A 19,847-nucleotide genomic window follows, 5' to 3' on the forward strand; every position below is an offset into this window, starting at 1 on the left:
ACCCATGCCTTGAAGAGTAATCAGCTTCAGTACATCTTATTGCTTCTTTTACTGGTAACCTCCTTGGGATACTCAGCCTATCAGCATTTTCTGATGCCCATGGATGGAGACCTCCCAAGTGGCGTGTTGGTGGATGCTGATGTGCAGCAAATCCTAGATAATCCGCTAGGATTGGAAGCGATAGAGAAGCCAGGTTCTTATCCCAATCCTAACCGCTTCTTCTCCCATTATGCCTTGCATAAATACATGGGTGGAATGCCAGCTATGCTGGGGTCAATTGTCAAGCCTGAGAATGCGCCGTACCTGGCCATGGCCATTATCAAGTTTCTGACAGAATTAGGGCTGTTGCTTTTCATTTTGAGGATCACCAAAATTCCATGGAAGACCTCGCAAGGTCTATTGATTATCCTGGCTACTCACCTCTTCTTCGCTGCTGAGGATCACATGCTGGGGAATGCGATCATTGATAAAGCGCCTACCTATTTCTTCTTCTATGCATTGCCTTTTTTCTGGACCTTATTCAGCCTCTTCCCGCTCATTGAACTCGTTCGAAATCCGAAGGAGAATCCTCCTCTATGGACTTGGGTACTTGGCTTCATTTTTATCCCTGTGTCATGCTTGAGTGGACCTACGAATACAGGAGTTGTTGCAGTGGTCTTCATCATTCTCACTGTTTCCATTTTACGCGAACCAGAATGGAGAGCAAGGGTGTTAAAGCTTCCAGTGCTTATCTATATCGCACTCTTCTCAATTGGTGTGCTGTACTCGCTGTTCATTGGCAGTTTGGATGCCATTGGTATGGCGGAGAATATCCCGCTATCAGAAAGATATCTGCTGCTCGCGAAAGGGATGTGGACTGAAATGCTCTCACGTCGTGGCTACTACTTGTTATTTATTCTCTGGGCCGCAGGACTCGCATATCTCCGTTTTAAAGACGCAACGTCATTCAAAAAGCTCCTTCGTCCATCAGCATTTGTACTGAGCTTTATCGTGCTCTATTTGCTCCTACTACCGTTAGGCGGGTATCGTTCATGGCGACCGAATATGCTGCGAAATGACGTATTGATTCCAGTGACCTATGCCTTGATACTAGTTAATGTGCTTGGCTGGAAAAGCGTCTTACGACTGATTGTCAAAGATTGGATGAGTGCGGTTTACGTAGTGATAGTTGCCAGAGCGCTCTTCTTGTTTTGGAAATTCGACCCTTTATATACCGAGCACTACCTCTGCCAACAAGCCCGAATTTCTGAATTGCAATCCACTGATGAAGATGTGGCGGTGATATGCGACGATTGCCTGTTGGTGCATTGGTGGAAGGTTGAGAATCCGGAGGAATCACTCAACTCGGTCAAGCTACTGAAATTATGGGGGATTGAGTCGAGTGCAAACGCCTACGTCGTGAAGCCTTGTGAGGCTTCGGACTAGTCTCTGTTTAACATGTAACGAAGTACTTCTGGCGTTCCTTCATCGATGATAATTTCGATGTAGTAGACACCGGCAGATTGATCAGAAAGATCAACTGGAAACCAAAAAGTATCCGCTCCACTGCGCCATTCTCCTGCATCTACCAGACGTCCTCGACTGTCGTAAGCTCTGTGTTGCATGCGTAGCCATGAACTGCGTCTGATTTGAACAATCGCATCACCATTTCCGGGGTTCGGGAACATGACGATTTCTTGATTTACATCTGGAACACCTTCGGGGATATGTCTGAATACGTACAAGCCTGTGTAACGATCAGAAATCAGAATGCGTCCACTTGGTAGCCCTTTGTGCACCCCCCATGCCCCACGGTAGTCTTGCTCATCGATATCGTAGGTGTCATACCAGGCTACCCGCTGTGGTTCATTGATATCGGAGATGTCGAAGATTTGCAGACCATCGAAGTAATACGAAACGTAGGCGTAGTCGCCTTCTACAATGACATTATGTGCAATGGTGTGGCTTGCACCCCCGCTGAATAGGAAGGAGGTAACTTGAATGTCTGTCAAATCTGACACATCACACACTTTGAGTCGTTTTCCTTGCGTTTCATCGGCAAAGACATAGACTGTTCCGTCGTCATTGAGCCATCCGCTGTGGTTATATCCGTCGTCTGGATACTCCTCTAAGTTTCCAAGAAGCTGGGGTTCTTCCGCGTTAGCGAAATCAAACACCCACATGCCTTGAAAAGCGGCATGCACGAATACAGTATCTCGTCGTGCGTAAGCGTCGTGCACATACTCCACCAAATTGAATTGATTCAAGAGGGTGGGAGACTCTGGAGTGACCGAAGCATCAAGCACTGTCATAGCAGCTGAAGAGGTACCGCTGCAGTATAGTTTACCTGTGTATTCGTCGGTATAAATGTTGTGTGCTGTGGTGAAGAATTCATCAGTACTCAGCACCAGCGATGCAGAGTCAGGAAGATGTCGAATATCGATGACCTGAAGTTTGGAAGGCTGTTGGTCACAAACCGCGTACAGGTAGCCGTTGTGGGTAGCATAGTCTCGGTGGATGACAATCTCACCTTGCGCATCTCCCGGAATGAAGGCCACTTCTTTAATCGCGTTGTTAAGGGGGAGGTGAATAATGTGCGTTCCAGATGTAGAACCAATCACACCGTACTCTTCTCCATTGATGACAAAACCCCAACAATCATTGTATCGTGAATCGCGCGCGTTGGTCTCAGGCTCATCTGAGAACCATTGCGCCATCAGTCGGACGTTCTGTGAATCTTGGGACCGGCTATTCAGCGCTAGCCCAAGAAAAATCAGTAAGAAGAGCAGGGTAATTCGCATCATCACTACGAAGTTCGTGAAAAAGCCCGGTGGGCTTGGGGTGGCAGTTCAGAAAAATCCCACGTGTATTTCATTCCTGAGAATCGAACAGCAATCCTATTTATTAGTTGATTAGGGTACTACTGTGACATTTTTGTAATGAGTGGGGGTTATCTTTATGACCCGTTTCGAATACCTAGAGGAAAATGAGATTAGTGATGACATTCCTGGCCGTCGTTGCAATACTTTCGGCCAATGCACAAGAAATCCGCTACTGCGGTCAAACAGAAGCCACAGAAGCTTTGTTTGCGAAGTATCCCCATCTCCGTCATGAGCACGAACAGTCTCAAGCGGATTTTCAAGCAGCATACGAAGAACGTATGGCCAACCTCGCCAATAGAGGAGGGGATGAAGAAATTTACACCATCCCGGTTGTTTTCCATATTATCCATGACAATGGTGAAGAGAATATCTCAGATGAGCAGATCTACAGCGCAATGGAGATCTTGAATCGAGATTTTGCTATGGAAAATGAGGATATCGAAGATGTTGTTGATGCTTTTGCAGATTTACCTGAACCAATCAACATTCAATTCGCACTCGCAAAACGCGATCCTCAAGGGAATTGTACCAAAGGAATTAACCGTGTTGAGAGTGCTTTGACTTACCAAGGAGATCAAGACATGAAAGACTTGATTCAGTGGCCAACAGATATGTACATGAACGTATGGGTTTGTGCTGATGCTGGAGGTGCAGCTGGATATACTTATCTACCAGGAAATTGGTTGGAGAATCAACCACAATTTGATGGAATTGTTCTTCTTCATGATTACACAGGTGCCATTGGGACGTCTAACACATTTCGTTCACGTACGCTTACACACGAAGTTGGTCACTGGTTGAACCTACCACACCTCTGGGGGCCAAGCAATTCGCCAGGTTTAGCAGCTAATTGTGAAGAGAACAACAATGGCATGGATGATGGAGTTGATGACACACCGAATACTATTGGTTGGACAACTTGTACACTGGATGGTGAATCATGTGGCTCGCTCGATAACGTCCAGAACTACATGGAGTACTCATACTGCACGCGCATGTTTACTGCTGGTCAAAAGCAGCGTATGCGTCAAGCAGCAGAAAGTAACACAGCGTTCCGTAACGACCTATGGCAGCAGAGTAACCTCGAAGCTACAGGTGTTCTTGAAGAGAGTATTCTATGTGCGGCTGAATTCCGTGCTGATCGCCAAATCGTTTGTCAAGGAACAGAGATTCAATTCTTCGACGATTCATTCCACGGTATTCAGGAATGGAACTGGGATTTCGGAACATTCACTGTTTCTGGAACCGACGAAGAGGTACACAAGAATCCTATCGTGATGTTTGATGAGCCTGGAGTATACAATGTTACCTTGACTGTAAGCGATGGCATTGACTCTATCGAGGAAACGAAAGAAGCGTTCATTACGGTACTTCCTATGGATGCGTTGGATGCGCCGTTTGTTGAAGGATTTGAAGCTGGAATTGCGAGTGAAACATGGTTCATTGAGAACCAACACAACAACGTCACATGGGAGCTCACAGACGTGGCTTCGGCTACTGGAGAGCAGTGTGTTCGTATTCGTAACCGCAATAACACGATTGAACACTCACGTGATTACCTGACGTCTTCTACGATGGACCTGACAGGTGCTTCTTTTGCGACGATTACATACAAGTACGCATACTGTAACCGTCCGGATGAAACGGATGACCGTCTACGCGTGAACGTAAGTAACAACTGTGGTGACTCATGGGTACTTCGTGAGATCCACCGAGGAATTACTGATCTTCCAACTGCAGATCCGCAAAACGCACCGTTCGTGCCTGAGGCCGACGAGTGGGCAACAGGGGAAGCTACAGTGGATAATCCAGATTACATGGTACCAGGATTCCGCGTTCAGTTCGATTTCGAAGGACGTTTCGGAAACCACGTTTACCTTGATGATATCAACATCAATGTCTTCACGGCAGACAACGTAACAGTACTAGATTTGGTAAGTGGCATTGAGATGACACTCGCTCCAAACCCGGCTGATGCGGTAGCGAACTTATCGTACAATATGCCAATGGATCACGATGTAACCATCGTCATGCACGACAGCTTCGGAAAGTTGGTAGACACCATCTACAACGGACCAGCACAACGAGGAGAGAACAAATTAAATATCAATACAGCAGAGCTTGCTTCAGGCGTATACCTGATTCGCATGCAAGTAGGAAATGAATTCCTTAGCCAGCGATTGATTGTTCGATAAGCAGCAGCTTACGATCTTATAACCTGTTTGAAAAGGCGAGCTTAGACTCGCTTTTTTTGTAGGCGGTATGCTGTATGCGGTATGCTGTATGCTGTTGCTGGGACGCGGATTGCGGAACGCGGAACGCGGGTTTTAGGTTCTTTACCTTCCACCGCGATCTGCGTTCCGCGTTCCTTATTCCGGATTGTCCACGGGGTAATCCCTACGAGTGCTTTCGGGAGAAGGGAGATGCTGCGCCTTGCGCTGCAAACCGAAAGGATGGATTGCAGCCTACCGCATACAGCCTACGTTACCGCGATCTGCGTTCCGCGTTCCGCCCCCTGGATTGCCCACGGGGCAATCCCTACAGGTGGTTGGAGAGAAGGAGGATGCTGCGCCTTGCGCTGCAAAGCAAAAGGATGGATAGCGGCCTACCGCATACAGCCTACCGCCTACATCGCCGCGATCCGCGATCTGCGTTCCTTTCTCCTGATTGTCCACGGGGCATTCCCTACGAGTGCTTGGAGAAGAGGAAGGATGCAGCGCAAGGCGCTGCAATACAAAGGAATGAGATGCTGCATACAGCCTGCTGCCTACCGCCAACATCACCGCGTTCCGCGATCTGCGTCCCGCAATCCCACACAAAAAAAGCCCCGCAATTGCGGGGCTTCCATATCATATAAGGCGCAGCACTTAGCTCTCTTTGGAGCCGATCATGACGGACACACATCCTTCATGGATCAAAGTTGAAGCGGTTTCGGCTTCCGGGACACGGATCCGAACGATCAACTGTTGGGTTGTTGCGACTTTAAAGTCAAATTTTGTCTTTCCTTCGTCTTCAGCATCTGCGTTGCTGTAGATCACTTCTTCGTCAGTATCTAGCACTTCGAATTCAAGGTCTCCGAGAATCGGGTGGCCACATACCAATAGTCGGTATTCTTTGTCCGCGTAGAATGTGAGTAGGAGTTCAGCTTCATCACCAGGGATCAATACCGCGCTGTTGAAGTTATCGTTCTGTACGTAGCCTTCCAGTTCAGGTAGGCATTTCTTCTTAGTGAAGCTTCGGCACTGGGCATTGGCCATCAGTGGAACCATCAAAAGAAGGGGGAGGATTACTTTGAGGAACTTCATCGTTCTAGTCGTTTCGTTTTACTGGATGTACTTCGAGCGAATTTCAGCAACTGTGCTACGAACTTTTGCGAGAGTTTCGTCGCTCATTGTAACCGTGCTTGCGCCGCCTATAACCATTGTACCGTTGTCATCGGTAGAGGTTTCAGTTTTTTCCTTTTTTATTTCGACTTCAGAGAAAACTGACGCCAGTGTTTCAAGATCTGCCTTCAAATCTGAAAGGTTGTCTTGATTCTCGTAAGTCTTGATCAGCTTGAGAAGATCATCCAATGAGTACTGCTGCTCAGCGATACGCTGACGTAGTTCATCGTTTCCTTCAACATGGCTTCCTGCCAAGTGAAGTGCTTCGATCCATCCACCGGCGATAACCAGCGCTGAAATGTCTTCCATTCCGTCTTCCTTGAACTTCGCGTTCAGTGACCAGAATGTATCTGAGACGATATTCATCAATGAATCTTTGTTCTCTTTGTTTGTCTCCACACGGGTGATCAATTCATCAGCGATGATGTTTGATGCACCGAGTTCATCGGCCAATTGCTTAACAGCGCTTAGGTAGTAAAGAGACTCCTTGCTACGCTCGAACATCGTCGTGTAGCTGAGGTCTGCTCCATACATCCCCAGGTTGATCGCCTTCGACTTCTGCGTCATGTATGATTCTACATTATCTACGCTGTTCAAGAGGTCTTGATCAAATGCTGCTCCAGATGACTGGATCAACGACGCCATCTCCATCGGAGCTGGGATCGTGTAGAAGATCTTCTTAATGGTTTCCTTACGTTCGGTAACCTGGGCTCCTTCGAGGTCTGCAAATTCAATTTCAGCAGGTGCTTCTTGGTCTACTGCTGGATCTGCGTTGGTTCCTTCTGCATCGCCGCCCCCTTCACCACAACTGGTGATCAAGAGCATGCCTGCAAAGAAGAGAGCCGTAAGGGTGAAAAGATTCAATTTCCTGGCGGACATAATTCGTTTTTTAGTGTTCATGGTCGCTTCAACAAGGTTGAAATTAGGATTGCTCCTCCGTTCTACGGCCAATCCTTGTAAAAGTTATACAATCGTTGCTGTTAACATGAGCCAAAGGTAAGTGCACCCCTTTTGGCCCCACGTAGGAGGTGTGAAGCAAGGTTGTGTCAGATTACGCCTACATGCACGGGCTTATGGCTTATGGCCTAAGGCTTAAGCTTGAAAATCAACACATAGCACGGGTTCATTCACAAGAATCAAGACAAGCTCTGAATAACGTCAAAGCCCAACATACGCCCTAAGCCATAGGCCTTAAGCCTTATTAATGCGCTTGAAGCCAATTCTCCCCCGTATCCATATCTACCTTCAATGGAACGACCATCTTGTAGGCGTCTTGCATTCCTTCAACGATAATAGGTTTGATGACGTCGAGTTCATCTAAGTGGGCGTCGAAGACCAATTCATCGTGTACTTGCATGATCATGCGTGACTTGAATTGTTCTTTTTGAAATACCTCTTGGATCTTAAGCATCGCCAACTTGATGATGTCGGCTGCAGACCCTTGGATTGGGGCGTTGATCGCGTTTCGTTCGGCGAAACCGCGAACGACTGCGTTCTTGGAGTTGATGTCTTTCAAGTAACGACGTCGACCGAGGATGGTCTCTACGTAGCCGTTCTTGCGGGCAAATTCGATGTTCTCCGTTTGGTATTCACGAAGGCGAGCGAATTGGGTGTAGTAATTCTCAATGATTTCTTTTGCTTCCCCGCGCTTGATGCCGAGGTTTTGAGCGAGTCCGAAGGCTCCCTGACCATAGATGATACCGAAGTTTACTGCCTTGGCCTTACTTCGCATCTCGCGGTCAACATTTTCTAGGCTAACGCCGAATACTTTGGCTGCCGTCGCTGCGTGGATGTCTTGACCTTCCTGGAAAGCTTTGATCATTCCTTCATCACCACTTAGCGCAGCAATGATTCGAAGTTCCACTTGGCTGTAATCGGCAGCGAGCAGAATGTGGTGCTCATCGCGAGGGATGAATGCCTTTCGGATGTAACGACCGCGCTCAGTACGAATCGGAATATTCTGGAGGTTCGGATTGTTTGAGCTCAATCGTCCGGTAGCAGCCACGGTTTGCATGTAGTGCGTGTGTACTCTGCCCGTATTTGGATTGACCAGCTCCGGAAGCGGATCAACGTAAGTCGATTTCAACTTGCGCGCTTGACGGTAGTCCAAGATCTTCTCCATGATTGGATGATCTGCCTTGAACTTGGTCAAGATGTCTTCACTCGTTGAATATTGACCTGACTTTGTCTTTCGAACGTTCTTTCCAATGCCAAGCTTTTCAAAGAGGATTGGACCCAGCTGCTTTGGAGAGTCTACGTTGAAGGTTTCTCCTGCGAGCTCATGGATTTCTTTTTCTAAGCCCTCAATTTCACCTGCGAGCTGCTGTGAGTAGTCTTTTAATGTTTGGACATCCAAATTCACCCCTTCCATTTCCATGTCGGCGAGCACTTTCAAGAGTGGGACCTCCACATCCTCAAACAACGACTTGAGGTGTACTTGCTCTACTTCTTCTTGGAATTTCTCCTTGAGTTGGAGCGTGATGTCTGCATCTTCACAGGCATAGTCTGTAATCTGCTCTGGAGAGAGATCGCCCATGTTACCTTGGTTCTTGCCTTTCTTACCAATCAGGGTCTCGATGGAAACCGGCTTGTAGTTCAAGTAAGTTTCAGCAAGGAAATCCATTCCGTGTTTCATGTCGGCATTCATTAAGTAATGCGCGATCATGGTGTCCCACAACTTATTCTTAATCTCGATGCCGTACTTGTGCATCACCTTGTAGTCGTACTTCAGGTTCTGCGCGACCATGGTCTTCGACTCATCTTCGAAGATCGGACGGAATGCTTCGATGGCTGCCTTCTTTTCGTCTTCTGTACCTACTAAGCCTACGTACCAAGCTTGACCAGGCTTTACAGAGAATGACATCCCCACGATATCTGCGAGCAGCGAATCAAGTCCTGTAGTCTCCGTATCGAAGCAAAAAGTATCCGCTTTTTTGAGGATGTCGATCAGTTCGTCGGCATCCTCCGGCATCACGAGTTTGTAGTCGTGAGTAGTAGATTCTAAGGTCTTTAGTGGAGTTGTTTCCACTTCAGGGATATCCGCTTCGGCGCTAGCCTCATCAGCACCCCCAAACAAACTAATCTGCTCACCGGCATTTGGAAGCTCTTCACCCAACACACGACGAGCGAGTGTACGGAATTCAAGTTCTTCGAATATTTTCTTGAGATGATCACGATCCATCTCACTCATCTTCATGTCTTCGTAATCGATTTCCATGTCGATATCAGTGATGATGGTAGCCAGTTGCTTCGAAAGCAGGGCCTGCTCTTTGTGATTCTCTACGTTTTCTTTTTGCTTCCCTTTAAGCTCATGGGTATTGGCCAACAGATTCTCCATGCTGCCGTATTTACCCAGCAGTTTGATCGCGGTCTTTTCACCCACACCTGGGATACCTGGGATGTTGTCTGCGCTGTCGCCCATCATTCCCAAGATGTCAATCACTTGTTCTGGACGCTCTAGACCATAGCGTTCATTGATTTCAGCGATTCCCCAAATCTCTGCTGGCTTCCCAGAACGACCAGGACGGTACATGAGGATGTTCTCTGAGATCAATTGACCCATGTCTTTATCCGAAGTCATCATGTAGGTGAGGTAACCATCTTTCTCAGCCTGCTTTGCCACCGTTCCAATGACATCATCCGCCTCGAAGCCTTCTTTCACCATGATCGGAATACCAAAACCTTTCAAAATATCCTTGATGAAAGGCACTGACAATTTGATGTCTTCCGGTGTTTCATCTCGGTTCGCTTTATACGATTCGTACTGTTCAGATCGGAAGGTTCCTCCCGGAGGATCAAAGACCACCGCGATGTGTGTCGGCTTTTCGTTATTAACGATATCCAAAACCACATTCGTGAACCCAAACATAGCGCTGGTGTTCAGTCCTTTAGAGTTGATTCGTGGGTTTCGGATAAAAGCGTAATACGCACGGAAAATCAGCGCGTAAGCGTCGAGCAAGAAGAGCTTCTTGTCAGTATCTTGGGATAACATGTAGGTCTTTGTTTGGGCTTGTGAATATAGGACTTCTTGGTGGACGGTTGACCTTGTATGGTTGACGGTTGACGGTAGACGGAAGACCGGTCAGCGTAGTCTAGTGGGTAAAGGCTAAAGAAACAGGCCTTACGCCCTACGCCTTAAGCCTTAAGCCTTAGATCGTGCTTTTTTCCAAAGCGGAACCGTACTACACGGCTCCCCAAAAAGTAGAGATTTCACCACCGGTTGAAGTTTGGCGGCTACAGCTGTGTAAGCGGAAACGGGGAGGGCTTCATCTGAGCAGCCTTTGATAACTACACGGGCATCGCGGTAGTTTTCGGCGTTCATTTCGTTGATGAAGGACTCGATGAGACGGGCCTTGAGATCCTTGGCTTCGCCTGTGAAATAAGATGCAGCAATGCCGTCAAGCTTGGTGCCGACAAGCATATAAGCCCATGTAGGAATGATGGCATCTGCTGAGCAAAATAGGGCTACGTGTTTTCCTTCGTACTGATTCCAGTCGTTGGTTTTAATCCATTCGCGGAAGTCTTTTTCGCGCAGGATCATTTCTTGAAAGAGCTGGTCTTTCAGATCAATAGAAACAATAGGAAAGGAAGGAAGGAGTTCTTCTAGATTGAGCGAGACAATGCCACTCTTTTCTACACGATTGACGATTTCGCCCGCCATAGTTTATCCTACCAGTTTGCTCGAAGCAGATTTTTCACCCACCATCTTTACTGCAGCTTCTACCATGGCTTGAGCATCGTATCCGCATTCGCGGTAAAGTTGTGGTTGTGTTCCGTGTTCGATGAATTCATCAGGCACACCTAAACGGATTACCTGAGCACCATATCCATGTTCAGCCATGAATTCAGTAACTGCAGATCCGAAGCCACCTTGAACGGTTCCGTCTTCAACAGTGATTACTTTCTTGAATTTGCCGAATACTTCATGGAGCATGATTTCATCCAAAGGCTTCACCCATCGCATATCGTAGTGCGCTGCAGAAATGCCTTTCGATTCCAATTCCGCGCTAGCGTCAATGGCCAAATTACCAATGTGACCTACCGTCAAAATCGCGAGGTCTTCACCCGTACGAATACGACGACCTTGACCCACTTTCATTGCTTTCAATGGCGTTTTCCAATCAGTCATAACACCTTTACCACGGGGGTAGCGAATGCTGAAAGGACCCATGTTTTCTTGCTGCGCCGTGTACATCATGTTTCGCAACTCCTCTTCATTCATTGGAGCCGCAACAATCATGTTTGGAATGCAGCGCATGTAAGCAAGGTCATATGCACCATGGTGAGTAGGACCATCAGCTCCTACCAACCCTCCACGGTCAAGACAGAACACCACATTAAGCTTCTGTATTGCCACATCGTGTATTACAGAATCGTACGCGCGTTGCATGAACGAAGAGTAGATATTACAGAAAGGAACCAGTCCTTGTGAAGCCATACCTGCCGAAAATGTCACGGCGTGCTGCTCAGCGATACCCACGTCAAATGCGCGGTCAGGCATCGCTTCCATCATATACTTCAAGCTACATCCAGAAGGCATCGCTGGAGTTACCCCAACAATCTTCTCATTCTTTTCGGCAAGCTCGATGATGGTGTGTCCGAATACATCTTGGTACTTCGGAGGCTCTGGATTCTTCGGTACGACTTTAATGATTTCACCTGTGTCTTTATTGAAAAGACCAGGAGCGTGCCATTTCGTCGCCGAACCTTTTTCAGCTGGTTCGTAGCCTTTTCCTTTCACAGTTACACAGTGCAACAGCTTAGGTCCAGGAATATCTTTGAGGTCACGGAGAACCTTGACCATGTATTCTACGTCGTGTCCGTCAATAGGACCGAAGTAGCGGAAATTCAATGATTCGAAGAGGTTAGACTGCTTTAGCAGTGCCCCTTTTACGGCATTCTCAACCTTCTGAGCTACGGCCTGAGCATTCGGACCGAATTTGCTCATCTTCCCTAGGAGGTTCCATACTTCATCTTTCACTTTGTTGTAAGTGTGTGAAGTAGTCACGTCCGTTAAGTACTCTTTCAAAGCACCCACGTTTGGGTCGATCGACATACAGTTATCGTTCAGGATCACGATCATGTCGGTGTCTTCAACACCTCCATGATTCAATCCTTCGAAAGCCAAGCCAGCAGTCATAGCACCATCACCAATCACGGCGATGTGCTGACGGTCATGATCTTTCTGAATGCGGTTAGCTACTGCCATACCTAGCGCTGCAGAGATACTCGTTGAAGAGTGCCCTACACCGAATGTGTCGTATTCGCTTTCTGTACGCTTTGGGAAACCAGAGATTCCTTTGTAGACGCGGTTCGTGTGGAAACGTTCACGTCGGCCAGTAAGAACTTTGTGTCCGTAAGCTTGGTGTCCTACATCCCATACAATTTGATCGTACGGCGTGTTAAATACGTAGTGCAGTGCTACGGTCATTTCAACGACTCCAAGCGATGCACCGAAGTGCCCACCTTTCTCGGAAACAACATCCACAATGTATTGACGCAGCTCGTCACAGAGTTGCGGCAATTCTTCTTCTTTAATCTTCTGTCTTAAATCGTCTGGAATGACAACTTGATCGAGAAGTGGTCCGGCTTGAAATTCGCTCATGGTTCTAGAATTGGGGACGATCATTGCGTCGCCCGTCATACCGTAGGAACAAAAGTATGGATTTTATGTTCGGCAAGCCTTTATTTCTGTTAAGTGCGGGAAGGCATCGAGGAGGGACCGCGTTGTGTTGAGAATCTGTTTTTGTGAACGGAGTGCGGAACGCGGAACGCGGTGGGGTAGTGGTATTGGAACAAACGGATGCCGGACGCCGGACGCCGGAGTGTGGACGGAATGCGGAACGCGGATCGCGGTGGGGTAGTGGTATTGGAACAAACGGATGCCGGACGCCGGACGCCGGAGTGTGGACGGAATGCGGAACGCGGATCGCGGTAGGGTAGTGGTATGGTAAGAAACGGATGCCGGACGCCGGACGCCGGAAAAGGCAACTCTTCCTCCTACGGATTCTCCCATGCTTGCAAACTCAACATTTTTTCATGCTGTATATGAAGCACTTAGCAAGTGTGTAGACACTTTTTTTCGAATTCGTGTAACCGAAGAGAAGAATAGCCGTTAAACACCCTTGTAAGTTCTCATGTAGAGATATTTAGATAGTTTAATTGTTTTCATTTATTTACCAACGAAGGCCGTCCAACGGGATGGCCTTTTTGGTTTTCTGGACTTTTCTATCTCAGATTCCTATCTCTATCTTCTTTGGCAAATGTTAAGACTCCCTTCATTCGAGTCTCTCGCAACAATTACTAGTTTGCGGTGTTAGTTATTCGCCAAACAAAAAACTCATGAAAAAGACATTATTCATAGCTGCGGCCTTGGTTGCGGCGGTTGTAGGTTCAGCCTTTATGGTGGCTGATGCCGAAATGGAATCACTGGAAATTGGTGCTGCCGCTCCGATGGTGAAATATGAAATGACCGATGTAAACGGTCAACAGCACTCATTGACCTCTCTTGCACAAGAGAACGGAGTGTTGGTAGTATTCTCATGCAATACTTGTCCGTTCGTGGTAGGACGTGACGGGAAGTCTGATGGATGGGAAGATCGTTACAACGAAGTATACGGGGTTGCTAAAGAAGCAGGCGTTGGTATGGTACTCGTAAACTCAAACGAAGCAAAGCGAGAAGGAGCTGATTCAATGGAGGAAATGGTTTCTCACGCGAAGTCTGAAGGCTACATGATGCCTTACGTTGAAGACAAGAACCACCAGTTGGCAGATGCTTTCGGTGCACGTACAACTCCACATGTATTCCTATTCAATAAGGATATGAAGTTAGTGTACAAAGGAGCTATCGACGACAACGTAGACAGCGGAAAAGAAGTAAAGGAGCACTACTTGATGGACGCTCTTGGTCAGCTTAAGGATGGCGAAGAGATCACAGTAAGCTCAACGAAGCCACTTGGATGCAGCATCAAGCGTGTAGACAAGTAAGCAGAATAATAGGATAAAGAAAAGGGCCGCAATTGCGGCCCTTTCTTATTTACAATGGAATGTTTCCGTGTTTCTTTTTCGGTAGGTGCTTCACCTTGTTTTGAAGCATGTCAAATGCTCGAATGAGCTTCTTGCGAGTCTCGTGCGGTTTGATAACCTCATCCACATAACCTCGCTCAGCTGCTCGGTAAGGGTGAGCGAACATTTCTGCGTATTCCGCGTCTTTCTCCGCAAGCTTCGCTGCTGGGTCTTCCGCGCTAGCGATTTCTTTACGGAAAATGATCTCAGCCGCACCTTTAGAACCCATAACGGCAATCTCTGCTGAAGGCCAAGCGTAGTTCATATCGGCACCAATGTGCTTCGAGTTCATTACATCGTATGCACCACCGTAGGCCTTACGCGTAATCACGGTAATACGTGGAACGGTTGCTTCACTGAATGCGTAAAGTAGTTTCGCTCCATTCGAAATAATACCATTCCATTCCTGATCAGTTCCAGGGAGGAATCCAGGTACATCTTCGAAGACCAACAATGGAATATTGAAGGCATCGCAGAATCGCACGAAGCGCGCTGCTTTGTTCGAAGCGGTGATATCAAGAACCCCAGCTAAGTACGCCGGCTGGTTCGCTACCACACCAATGCTTTTTCCTGCAAGTCGTGCAAAACCAACAACGATGTTCTCACCGTATGATTCGTGCACTTCACAGAAGCTATCTTCATCGATGACACCATTGATGACATCTTTCATATCGTATGGCTGGTTGGCACTTTCTGGAACAATCTCATCTAAGTGCATACGCGTCTCATCACCTGGCGTATAGTCGAGACTAGGCGCAGGTTCTTCACAGTTCTGTGGGACGTAACTCAACACCTCACGCAGCTTGCGCATACAAGCTACCTCGTTGTCTGAAGAGAAGTGGGTAACACCACTCTTTGTGCTATGCGTAGAGGCTCCACCAAGTTCTTCAGCGGTTACTTCCTCGTGTGTCACTGTCTTGACTACGTTAGGACCGGTCACGAACATGTACGAGCTTCCTTCAACCATGAAGATGAAGTCAGTCAGGGCAGGTGAGTACACGGCCCCACCGGCACAAGGCCCCATGATCGCGCTTAGCTGTGGAATCACCCCACTCGCCTGTACATTGCGGTAGAAGATGTCAGCATAACCACCAAGTGAAACAACGCCCTCTTGAATACGCGCTCCACCTGAATCATTCAATCCAATCACTGGGGCTCCGTTTTCCATTGCGAGATCCATGATCTTGCAAATCTTCTCCGCATGAGCTTCAGCAAGAGAACCACCCAACACCGTAAAGTCTTGACTGAAGACGTAAACTAGACGTCCGTTGATCTTACCATATCCTGTGACAACACCATCACCAAGGAACTTCTGCTTGTCTAAGCCAAAGTTGGTAGAACGGTGTGTGACGAGGGCTCCCATTTCTTCAAATGAACCTTCATCTAACAGGTATTCAATACGTTCGCGTGCGGTGAGTTTTCCTTTACTGTGCTGCGCTTCAATGCGCTTTTCGCCTCCACCCAATTTGGCTTCAGCGAGCTTCTGATCGAGTTGCTCGAATTTCATGGGACGAAGATAGGATAAACAACAAACACGAATGATAGTCGAAACTTTGAATCACTGGTTTTGGTATTCGGCGTCCGGCATCCGGCGTCCGTTTTTTTTAGGCGAAAAGTCTTGGTTACACTTTTCGCAGCCTTTCATCTTATTCCCGCAGTTCATCCAACTCCACTTCTATATACCAATTCGGATTAACCGCCTTTGATAGCAAGGCCTCTTGAAGATTTCTGATGGCCGCAAGCATCTCTTTACCGTAAATATTTCCGCGATAGCGAACTTCAGAATAGCCCGAGTATTGGTTTAATGTTGAGGAATCAAAACCATGTTCTTCGAGGAGGTCTCTGAGGTCTTGTGAGGGGATATGGCTTGGGATTTCGAATGTCACGAGGTCGTCAAAGCAAGACTCGTCGTAGTACAATTCGGCGACACGGGCGAGGCCTTTAATTTGATCGTATTCAAGCAGTTCTTCGAGGATCCATTCGTAATCAGCAGAAGCATTCACTTCAAATTGATAGTAGCCCATATAACTACCGAACTCGAAGAAGGAAAGCTGAGGGTAGGCAGCCTTGATTTCTTCAATGGCTTCAGAAGGATGGAAGCGCATGTTGGGCAAAATATTCCAATGAATGACGAAACGCTCGGTCCATTTCACGGGATAGCGCACTCCGTAGGCAGTGTGATAATCATCTCCATCTTCAAGTAGGAACAGGTATACACTTGATTGCGCTGGTAAGAAGTCATAATTGATATCATAGTATCCCGCTCCATCTTCAGTCCGAATTTCAATATGACGATCACCCTTCTTGAGGTACACGGTTAAGTTTTGTCCTTCATGAAGGTATTTCACTTGGAGACCATCAATTACGACCTCCGTGATTTTACTTAGACCAATGTTCGGAATGTGAATGCTTAGCTCTTTGATCGTAATCGTATCGGCAAGGCGTTGATTTCCCTTCCAACGTTTCCAGGTTCCATACTTGTCGCCGGTAACAGTTGATCGAAGTCCATAGCCCACGGGTTGACCATCTTCGGTTGTCTCTAATTCAAGCACACGGTGTTCCCCTCTGGGAATACGAAAAGCACGATTCCCGTCTTCGTTCACCACCTCATTCTTCGGGTCAGTGATGAAATAATCAACGCGAAGCTGGTGCACAGCTCCTTCTCCTAGAGGTAGGTTTAAGTACTGCTCTTCGTGATAGAGCCCCATAGGATTTAGCCACGCAGAATCATTGAAGGCAATGGCTTGTGTTCCTCTAGCCGGACAAACCAAATCATAACTCATGGGTTGAGGCTTCGGTTCCTTCCAGTACAGCTCTTCAGTACAAGTGTTTGCGTAAATAAAGGTGTCGAGGGCATGGAAATAACCAGCATTACCATTGGTGAATTGTACCGGCAGCACATGAACTTGGCCATCTAACCATTGCACGCAGCGGTAATCTGTCGTGAATGGTTGAGGTTTCTGTCGGGTACTTTCGTTGGTTGTGACCCAAGTTCTATCTTGGTATTGTTGGGTGGTAATGGTAATCTCTTTTTCGCTATCGCGGAATAGCGTGCGTTTCCAGAGCTTGGTGTTCTCGTCAAACCATTCATTACCTACCGTGCAGAGATCGGGAAACACCTCGTATCGGTCTTTGGCTGAATTGTAGCGCAAATGGATGTACTTCTTCCTACGCAAGCCGTCATAAACAGGCTCATCACGAACGAAAATGCGCAGATCAGGATGAATGGGATTGGGCTGTTCGAAGATGTCGAGCACCACGTAGTCATTATAGCGTGCGGCGTGGAACTTGATTTCGGCTTCGAAGTCTAGGGTTCTCATTTCACCGGTAAACCAGTTTCCGTAATCAACACCTTTGATGATGATCATTTGACCTTTGTCTTCTAACACGGAATCAACCCGTATCCTTAATGATCTGAAATCATCGTCTTTGTACTCATTCGGCAACCAAATTTCTTCAGGAGTGAATAGACTCCCATCATAGAATGCGATGTGATCTCGTTGAACCAGATAGTCTCCGGTTAAATGGTTCGAACATAAATTGATTTTACGATCCGCCTGAATGGAATGGTAAGCGATGCGTGATTCGTTGTTCCATTCGTAATCAACCCTAATCACGTAAACAGGCTTATCGAAAAAGAGATGCTTCATCTCAGAACGCGGTGGCTTCTGAAGAGGACAAATGTAATCGCCAAGTACCTCAAGGGCATCAAAATCAACCCTTGGCCAATCATGCTTAGTCCGCTCTTTTTTAGTGTTCTCAATAAAGACCATCTCCTTCCCCTCAACCAGTTGAGGCCTGCGACCAACGGAGTAATGATCTTGATGATACAAGGGTTCTCCCATAACATCCACCAGGCTAACCTTTTTCACCTTGATGTCTGCTTGCTCATTCCATCGAATGTCAACACAGTACACATCGGTGTAGTAATTGCCACAGGGTTGGGCAAAAGCCGAAAGGCCGAAGCCCAGGAGTATGCAGAGTAGGAGGTGCCTCATGGTGTTCTGTACACTTGAGGTGAAGGTACGTTCAAATGGTGGACGGTGGACAGTGGACAGTGGACGGTGGACGGAATGTGGAATGTGGAACGCGGATTGCGGATCGCGGTGATTTTGCCTTTAGGAAAACGGACGCCGGAACAGGAATGCAGATCGCGGTGGTACCAAGTGTAGCTAAACGGACGCCGGATGCCGGATGCCGGAAAAAGTAGACTGTGGACCGTTGACGGTAGACGGATTAATTTTGTCCACCGTCCACTATACCACCTTCAACCCCAAGTTAGCGACTTCTCGTTTCTCACCTCCAGGCATCAGAGCCACGATGTTGATGAAACGCACTACCTCTCCTCGTTTGGTTTTTTTGAGGAGGGCTTTCATTTCCGCCGTGAGGCGATTAGAAGTAGAAGACTTAACGATGTATCCCCCTTCGGGAGACATGACGACCATATCAAAGGCGACTACTTTGGTGTTGATGATATAGTCGAAGTTTTGCATTTCAGCTCGAATCCCGGCTGCAACCATTAAATCTGGTTTGCTGATGGTATGGTCATTCGGTTTTTTACCAGCAAATGAAGGTACAGGGTCGGGAACACTCTTCACTCGGAAGTAGTATTCATCTTGAGCTAAAGTATCGCCATTTACCACGGCACTGATAGTCAGTATTGCCTGATTACCTTCTTGAGCCAAGATGGTATAATCGCACCCCTTCCCATCAAAGAGTGCGCCTTCACATTTTACGCGTAGCTGCTCGCAGTCGTATCCGGGCATCGCGATGGAAATTGGGTTTTCGACATGACGGTAGATGAGATTCATCATCGGATTACTCACTACAGGTTTCTGTCCGCAAACTCCAATAATTAGAAAAAAGAAAATGACGGTAAAAAGAGCTCTCATGAAGGCAGTGATATTATGTGGATGGAAATGGTCATGTCGTTCAACATTCAACGTTCCCCGGTCAACTATTGACAGATTTCTTGATCATCACTTTCAACACCTCTTGATCAATGTCGGCCAATTTGTTGATGTATAAGCACCCTGCACCATGCTTGCATTTGCCGAGTTTGGAAACGAGTTCTTGCTCACTCTTAAGATCGAGCATGAGGTAGAGGGTAATCTTAGATTTACGAGGAGCAAAGCCCACTTTAAACCACTCGTATTCCTGCTTGCTTCCTTTCCGTTGGTAGGTGTACTTGCCAAAGCCAACAATGAAATTGTCGCCCCAGATTTTAGCGGGGGCACCAGAGATTTCTTCCATCATCGATCGGATGACCCGAGCATCGGCTTGCTTTGAGGCATTCTCTATGCTGTCGATAAAAGCGTCAACGTTCTTATTGGTTTCTTGAGTTGCGAGTCCTGACATAAGTTGAAGATAGGGATGTAGGCGGTAGGCTGTATGCTGTACGCTGTTTTTTTTGAATGGCGAATGGGCTAAATGGCAAAAAGGCGAACGGGCAAATTGTGGTAAACAAAAAGGGCTGCCTCATGAGACAGCCCATTATTAATTCATTCAAGTATTTCGCCTAACGCCTAACGCCTAACGC

At 47.2% G+C, this 19,847-nt stretch carries 13 protein-coding genes; 3 read left to right on the top strand and 10 right to left on the bottom strand.

What is annotated here, in order from left to right; all coding sequences use genetic code 11:
- Window positions 1–9: 9 nt before the first annotated feature.
- Window positions 10–1,425, top strand: coding sequence for a hypothetical protein (locus RA156_RS16020; protein ID WP_306641557.1), 1,416 nt, complete (start codon window positions 10–12; stop codon window positions 1,423–1,425).
- On the opposite strand, the gene RA156_RS16025 is transcribed toward RA156_RS16020, so the two are convergent.
- Window positions 1,422–2,783 carry a choice-of-anchor B family protein gene (locus RA156_RS16025; protein ID WP_306641558.1) on the bottom strand — a complete coding sequence of 454 codons (1,362 nt, stop codon included), beginning with the start codon at window positions 2,781–2,783 and terminating at the stop codon, window positions 1,422–1,424. The two genes, RA156_RS16020 and RA156_RS16025, sit on opposite strands and share 4 nt — an antisense overlap.
- Window positions 2,784–2,965: 182 nt before the next feature.
- Here RA156_RS16025 and RA156_RS16030 point away from each other — a divergent pair, with 182 nt between their 5' ends.
- Window positions 2,966–5,056, top strand: coding sequence for a zinc-dependent metalloprotease (locus RA156_RS16030; RefSeq protein WP_306641560.1), 2,091 nt, complete (start codon window positions 2,966–2,968; stop codon window positions 5,054–5,056).
- Between the two features lie 672 nt (window positions 5,057–5,728).
- Here the strand turns inward: RA156_RS16030 and RA156_RS16035 are convergent.
- From RA156_RS16035 to dxs, 5 genes are all read right to left on the bottom strand, one after another.
- Window positions 5,729–6,166, bottom strand: coding sequence for a hypothetical protein (locus RA156_RS16035; RefSeq protein ID WP_306641562.1), 438 nt, complete (start codon window positions 6,164–6,166; stop codon window positions 5,729–5,731).
- A gap of 18 nt (window positions 6,167–6,184) precedes the next feature.
- Window positions 6,185–7,123, bottom strand: coding sequence for a hypothetical protein (locus RA156_RS16040; protein ID WP_306641564.1), 939 nt, complete (start codon window positions 7,121–7,123; stop codon window positions 6,185–6,187).
- A 322-nt stretch (window positions 7,124–7,445) separates the two neighbouring features.
- Entirely contained in the window at window positions 7,446–10,235 is a 2,790-nt protein-coding gene (gene polA, locus RA156_RS16045; RefSeq protein ID WP_306641565.1) for a DNA polymerase I, read from the bottom strand.
- 150 nt (window positions 10,236–10,385) lie between these two features.
- Window positions 10,386–10,904, bottom strand: coding sequence for a DUF2480 family protein (locus RA156_RS16050; RefSeq protein ID WP_306641566.1), 519 nt, complete (start codon window positions 10,902–10,904; stop codon window positions 10,386–10,388).
- A 3-nt stretch (window positions 10,905–10,907) separates the two neighbouring features.
- Window positions 10,908–12,848, bottom strand: a complete 1,941-nt coding sequence (gene dxs / locus RA156_RS16055) for a 1-deoxy-D-xylulose-5-phosphate synthase (protein WP_306641567.1) — start codon at window positions 12,846–12,848, stop codon at window positions 10,908–10,910.
- Window positions 12,849–13,585: 737 nt separating this feature from the next.
- On the opposite strand from dxs, the gene RA156_RS16060 reads away from it, so the two are divergent.
- Entirely contained in the window at window positions 13,586–14,230 is a 645-nt protein-coding gene (locus tag RA156_RS16060; protein WP_306641569.1) for a redoxin family protein, read from the top strand.
- 49 nt (window positions 14,231–14,279) lie between these two features.
- Here the strand turns inward: RA156_RS16060 and RA156_RS16065 are convergent, their stop codons facing one another.
- From RA156_RS16065 to RA156_RS16080, 4 genes are all read right to left on the bottom strand, one after another.
- Window positions 14,280–15,815 (bottom strand): acyl-CoA carboxylase subunit beta, encoded by a 1,536-nt coding sequence (locus RA156_RS16065; protein WP_306641572.1) that lies wholly within the window; start codon window positions 15,813–15,815, stop codon window positions 14,280–14,282.
- A 139-nt stretch (window positions 15,816–15,954) separates the two neighbouring features.
- Entirely contained in the window at window positions 15,955–18,306 is a 2,352-nt protein-coding gene (locus RA156_RS16070; RefSeq protein ID WP_306641574.1) for a hypothetical protein, read from the bottom strand.
- A 258-nt stretch (window positions 18,307–18,564) separates the two neighbouring features.
- Entirely contained in the window at window positions 18,565–19,200 is a 636-nt protein-coding gene (locus RA156_RS16075; protein ID WP_306641576.1) for a GldM family protein, read from the bottom strand.
- A 61-nt stretch (window positions 19,201–19,261) separates the two neighbouring features.
- A complete protein-coding gene (locus RA156_RS16080; RefSeq protein WP_306641578.1) occupies window positions 19,262–19,666 on the bottom strand; it encodes a DUF1801 domain-containing protein in 405 nt (134 codons plus the stop codon).
- Window positions 19,667–19,847 lie beyond the last annotated feature (181 nt).

The organism is Sanyastnella coralliicola (assembly GCF_030845195.1).
GTDB classification, from domain to species: domain Bacteria; phylum Bacteroidota; class Bacteroidia; order Flavobacteriales_D; family Sanyastnellaceae; genus Sanyastnella; species Sanyastnella coralliicola.

Coding starts and splice junctions, on each gene's coding strand:
- RA156_RS16025 (WP_306641558.1), bottom strand. CDS start 2,783: ATGATGCGAATTACCCTGCTCTTCTTACTGATTTTTCTTGGGCTAGCG.
- RA156_RS16030 (WP_306641560.1), top strand. CDS start 2,966: ATGAGATTAGTGATGACATTCCTGGCCGTCGTTGCAATACTTTCGGCC.
- RA156_RS16035 (WP_306641562.1), bottom strand. CDS start 6,166: ATGAAGTTCCTCAAAGTAATCCTCCCCCTTCTTTTGATGGTTCCACTG.
- RA156_RS16040 (WP_306641564.1), bottom strand. CDS start 7,123: ATGTCCGCCAGGAAATTGAATCTTTTCACCCTTACGGCTCTCTTCTTT.
- polA (WP_306641565.1), bottom strand. CDS start 10,235: ATGTTATCCCAAGATACTGACAAGAAGCTCTTCTTGCTCGACGCTTAC.
- RA156_RS16050 (WP_306641566.1), bottom strand. CDS start 10,904: ATGGCGGGCGAAATCGTCAATCGTGTAGAAAAGAGTGGCATTGTCTCG.
- dxs (WP_306641567.1), bottom strand. CDS start 12,848: ATGAGCGAATTTCAAGCCGGACCACTTCTCGATCAAGTTGTCATTCCA.
- RA156_RS16060 (WP_306641569.1), top strand. CDS start 13,586: ATGAAAAAGACATTATTCATAGCTGCGGCCTTGGTTGCGGCGGTTGTA.
- RA156_RS16065 (WP_306641572.1), bottom strand. CDS start 15,815: ATGAAATTCGAGCAACTCGATCAGAAGCTCGCTGAAGCCAAATTGGGT.
- RA156_RS16070 (WP_306641574.1), bottom strand. CDS start 18,306: ATGAGGCACCTCCTACTCTGCATACTCCTGGGCTTCGGCCTTTCGGCT.
- RA156_RS16075 (WP_306641576.1), bottom strand. CDS start 19,200: ATGAGAGCTCTTTTTACCGTCATTTTCTTTTTTCTAATTATTGGAGTT.
- RA156_RS16080 (WP_306641578.1), bottom strand. CDS start 19,666: ATGTCAGGACTCGCAACTCAAGAAACCAATAAGAACGTTGACGCTTTT.